The sequence below is a fragment of the Sphaerochaeta sp. S2 genome (genome assembly GCF_016406725.1).
Lineage (GTDB): Bacteria > Spirochaetota > Spirochaetia > Sphaerochaetales > Sphaerochaetaceae > Sphaerochaeta.
Window position 1 is genome coordinate 1 of sequence record NZ_JAEKNT010000550.1, and the last position, 4,750, is coordinate 4,750.

The window sequence follows — 4,750 nt, forward strand, 5'->3', positions numbered from 1 at the left end:
GCCTATGGCAAAACTGAGAATGAACGTAGAAGCCAGAGGGCCTGAACTTACACTTCCACTATCGAAGGAAAGGCCTACAAAAAGGTCCGGTACCCGGAAAGAGAGCAGCACTGCAAGGCCATAGACAGGAACCAGGAAGTACCAGATAGGAAGACTGTGTATGATACGGAACATGGCCATCAGACCGCTCCCCCCTACTCCGATTGACAGGGCTGCGAGCATTACTGGCTTTCTCAGATGACCTTGGGTTATCTCCTGTACCTGATCGATTAAAACGGCTACCGATGGCTCGCTGAGCACCGTAACCGCACCGATAACCAGTCCAAATAGTAGCAAGAGGCTCTCATTGAGCATGCCAAGCTGATAGCCGATCTGGTACCCGACCGGGATAAAACCACCATTCACCCCAACAAAAAACAGGATAAGGCCAAAACTGGCATACACCAAACCAAATGCCATACGAATCAACTGCCTGGCTGGCATTCTCACCAGGAATATCTGGTAGAGGATGCATAACACGACCAGAGGAAACAAGGAAGAAAGTACCTGCTGTGTGCTTGGTGCAAAGAGCGAGAGAAAGGGCTGTATCTGCGGTACTGATGAAGTATTCTGCACTGCTGTATTGCCATCTCCACTGAAGAGGGAAAGCACCAACATGGCCATGGTAGGGCCGATAAGGGCCAAGGAAACGTAGCCGAAGTTGTCTGCATCCGTTTGGCTTTTCTGTACGTGAGCAATGCCAACACCAAGAGCCATGATAAAGGGAACAGCAAGGGGACCTGTTGCAGCTCCACCGCTGTCAAAGGCAATCCCCAGGAATTCAGGTTTGCTGAATATTCCCAGTACAAGCAGTAGAAGATAGCTGATTGCATAGACCCACTTCAGCCCGATATGCAGGACTACACGGACCATGGCGATCATCAAGAAGAAGCCTACGCCGAGAGCTATGGATAGAAGCATGGAGAGAGGAGAAATGGAGGGAGCTACCAGCGAGACTTGCTCGAGTAAGACACTGATATTCGGCTCAGCAAAGATGATTGCCATACCTACCAATAAAGCGGTAATCAACAACAGGGAGAGCCGCTTCTTTCTCGTTACCGCAGATCCTATTCGCTCTCCGATCGGGATAAGACCAATATCAGTGCCAAGCAAGAATAGGGAAAGGCCGAGAATAATCAGCACCCCACCGATGAGAAATGAAGAGAGCATCCCCTCGCTCAATGGAGTTACAAAGAAATGGAGCAATGTTACCAACAAGAGGACAGGGAGGATGGAAAGCCCCACTTCCTTCACCTTTTTAAGCGCCTCCATATGCAAATCCTCTTGTATTCTTCATGTATTTAACTAGTTTTATAATAAGATTTTATACCCTTTTACATAAAAAAGGTCAACGCTTAATCCAACCTTAGAGAAAATTTGCTGGACATACTTGACTTATTACGGGTCAATTCGTATGATACTTTTTGTTATTGTCTTGGGGGTGTAGCTCAGTTGGCTAGAGCGTTTGAATGGCATTCAAAAGGTCAGGGGTTCAATTCCCCTTACCTCCACTTAAGAAGTCGTTGCGAAAGCAATGGCTTTTTTTTGGCTCAATCGAAGGTCGGTAATACGGAAGGAGAAAGAAAACCAACACCTAATCAAGCTCCTCCCTACAAATAATTCAGCATTGCCTGGTAGGTCTCCATAATCTTTGCCTCATCCAGAGCTTTCTTTGCGTTATTTACCGTTACCACTACCGTATACTGGTTTCCCTCTTCATCAATAAGGAACGTGGTGAGATTAAGTACTCCTGGCTCACTGCCTCCCTTGTAGGCAACACGCTGCCACTTCTCCTTGGTTGCCAAGCCTGCGTTGATGGTCATCAGATCCAGATGCTGGAGTCGTTCGACCAAATCGGCAAGCTCCGATGCTGTCATGAACCACTCAATATCAAGGGCAACAGGGTCCCCCGAGAAGATACTTGCTTCAGGGAGGTTTCTGTGTGGGAGAACGGTAAGCAACGTTCTTTTAAGAGCTAGGGAAGCTTTCCGATACTGTTTGAGGATGTCCTCGTTCTCTGGGTTCTTAAGCCGGAACATATCCCCGGTAGAAAGGACAGGAATACTATGGGGGAGATACTTCTCTACGCTGGGCCTGCCTACCAAAGAAAGCAATACATCAGTGGCAGTGTTGTCACTCTGGGAGATCATAAGTGCAGCAAGCGTCTCAATGGTTACCTGGGTACCCTCCGGCCAATCCTGAAGAATACCGGTAGGGAGACTCTTCAGTGAAGAACGTATTGGTACACTCTGGTCCCACCGTAATTGCCCAGCAGCTATTGCATCCTGGAGGGCTGCCAGGATACCAAGCTTGAAAGAAGAGCCAACTGCAAGAGGAGTATTCCCTTGGTGGTCCACGAGAATCTCTCCATTCTTACGAATCAGTACGGAGCTTTCTCCATCCAATGAGGTTATCTTCTTCACGGCATCAGCGAGGGTGCCACGTGTATCGATGATTTCTGTAAACTGGAGACCGGCAACTTTTCCCTGTCCATCCAAACTGATGTATGCTGTAATTGTTCCATGTTCCAGAACAACAGTATACGGATTCTTAGTTCCATCTACTTCCTTGAAATCACCAAGTTGATCAGCTAATTGGCTGATAAGCTGTTGCATGGAGGAGGGAGGTACTGCTGCCTCAAACTGCTGGGTGTATTTGATACTGGTAGGACCATTTGTAAACAAACGAGTAAGAGCGGTTGGTTCAGTTATAGTACTGGCAATCACTACGGCCTCCAGAAGTACCAACAACACAACAAGAATTGCTAAACGTTTTTTCCACATATCCCTCTCCAACCATATACATAAGGTTTTTATGAAGGCCATTATACAATACAAACCAGCTATAGTCATCTAGAGCAGACTCGTTACAACAACCCAAGATCCTTGTTCAGGAGGCTGGTGATAGACTTGGCATATTCGGTTGGACTCATTCCATCGACCTTGGAAAACTGTTTGGAGAAGTGGTGGATGGAACTATAGCCAAGCTGGTAGGCGATGGTGGTCATGTTCCCCTTCCCTTCCCTGATCAGTTGCTTTGCTTTTTCTATCCTTAAGCGGGCATACCACTGCATGACACTATTACCTGTTTCATGCTTGAAAATCTGTTGGGCGAGGGAGTTGCTCATTGAGCAGTGATTGCATATGTCGGACAGACTGAGATTTTCAGAAAGATTATGTTGCATGTAGGAGTTCGCCATTTCAAAACGGAAACGCCTGTCCTCCACTTGGGTAGTGTTGAGCAAGGTTCCTTCTTTCTCATTCTGGGAGTTCTGGATGATCAACTCCAAAAGGAATGCCTCAAAATAGTTCTTGATCAATTGCTCGCTCCCAAATGGCCGATTGTCACGTAATTCCAACTTGGTATAGAAAGGGTCTGATAAATTTGTCTGGAAGTTCTTCTTCGCTTCATTGATGATGATGGACATCAGGCTCTTGGTCCGTTGGGTAATACGCAGAACCTTGTTCTTGAAATAGTCCATGCTTGGGGAATTGCAGACAAAGGAGATAACCACCAGACAGGGAGAGATGATCCCATTGCACTCCACACTGTGAAACTCATTTGGTTTATGGAAGATTATCTGCCCCTGCTGAAGCTGATACCTCTCCCTGTCGGTCCCAGCAAATACCACACCCTTATCCACATACAGCAACTCCCAGAAGTTATGCCGCTCACCTTTGAAGATAAACTTGTGAGGGTATTCAAAATAATGAAAGGTCACAAAATGACTCACATTTAGCTCAATCTTCATGGGGGAGAGGGAAAATCCATCTATGTGTTTTGCCATGATTCTAGTATACAAGAGAAAATCATAAACGACAAACATTATGTTTTTTTGGATAAATCAAGTATAAGAAACGGGCTTATACTCGAGTTAGATTGCAATTCAAATATGAATTCTTCACACAAAAAGGAGTCAACTATGAAGAAAAAAGGAATGGTTGTTGCACTGCTGGTATTGGCAGTTATCGTCACCCCGCTGTTTGCCGGGGGATCAGCAGAAGATGCTGCTGGAAAAAAGACTGTCACCTACTGGTCGATGTGGAATGAAGCTGAGCCACAGGGCCTTGTCATGGCTGAGGCTGCTGAAGCATTTGAAGAAGAGACTGGTATCGCGGTTGAAATCGTCTTCAATGGTCGCGAGATCAGAAAGACCCTGCAACCTGCTCTGGATGCTGGAGAGACGATTGATATCTTTGATGAGGATATCTCTCGTGTTAACTCCACGTGGGGTGAATATCTTCTTCCTTTGGAAGAGTATGTATCCAAGAGCTACCCCACCACAGGTGGTGAGAGCTACAGTGATGCAGTAAGTACAGCCTTGATTGACCTTGCTCGTCAGGCCGGTGGTGGCACACTCAAAACAGCTCCTTACCAGCCATTTGCTTTTGTGGTCATGTACAACAAGGATCACTTCAATAAGGCAGGTATCACCGAGACCCCAAAAACATGGACTGAGTTCGAGAATGTATGCGCAAAGCTGGTACAGGCAGGAATTACCCCAATTACGGTTGATGATGCATACATGGCAGCATTCTTCGGGTACAACATGGCTCGTCTTGCTGGTTATGAGAGAACCCTGGAAATGGCCAACAACAATGAATTCAACGACCCAGCGGTTCTTGAGTTTGGCAAAATCTGGTCAGACTTCGCAAAGAAAGGGTACATCAGCAAAAAAGCAGCCTCCAACATCTATCCTGCAGGACAGATT

Annotated in this window: 4 protein-coding genes and 1 tRNA gene; 2 read left to right on the top strand and 3 right to left on the bottom strand. The window is 46.4% G+C overall.

Annotated features, from left to right (window positions below):
* Positions 1 to 1,311, bottom strand: a 1,311-nt coding sequence (locus tag JF818_RS16190; protein ID WP_198893075.1) for a DUF1538 domain-containing protein, incomplete at its 3' end; no start/stop codon positions are given.
* A 165-nt stretch (positions 1,312 to 1,476) separates the two neighbouring features.
* Between JF818_RS16190 and JF818_RS16195 the strand changes: the two genes are divergently transcribed.
* Positions 1,477 to 1,550 (top strand) — tRNA-Ala (locus tag JF818_RS16195).
* A gap of 99 nt (positions 1,551 to 1,649) precedes the next feature.
* Here JF818_RS16195 and JF818_RS16200 read toward each other — a convergent pair.
* Together JF818_RS16200 and JF818_RS16205 are read right to left on the bottom strand one after the other, a co-directional pair.
* Complete coding sequence (locus JF818_RS16200) at positions 1,650 to 2,822, bottom strand: serine hydrolase (protein ID WP_198893076.1); 1,173 nt, start codon at positions 2,820 to 2,822, stop codon at positions 1,650 to 1,652.
* Between the two features lie 83 nt (positions 2,823 to 2,905).
* The gene (locus JF818_RS16205) at positions 2,906 to 3,826 is read right to left on the bottom strand and encodes a helix-turn-helix domain-containing protein (protein WP_198893077.1); all 921 of its coding nucleotides are present in this window, start codon (positions 3,824 to 3,826) and stop codon (positions 2,906 to 2,908) included.
* 135 nt (positions 3,827 to 3,961) lie between these two features.
* Here JF818_RS16205 and JF818_RS16210 point away from each other — a divergent pair.
* The coding region (locus JF818_RS16210; protein ID WP_198893078.1) for an ABC transporter substrate-binding protein at positions 3,962 to 4,750 on the top strand (789 nt) is incomplete at its 3' end.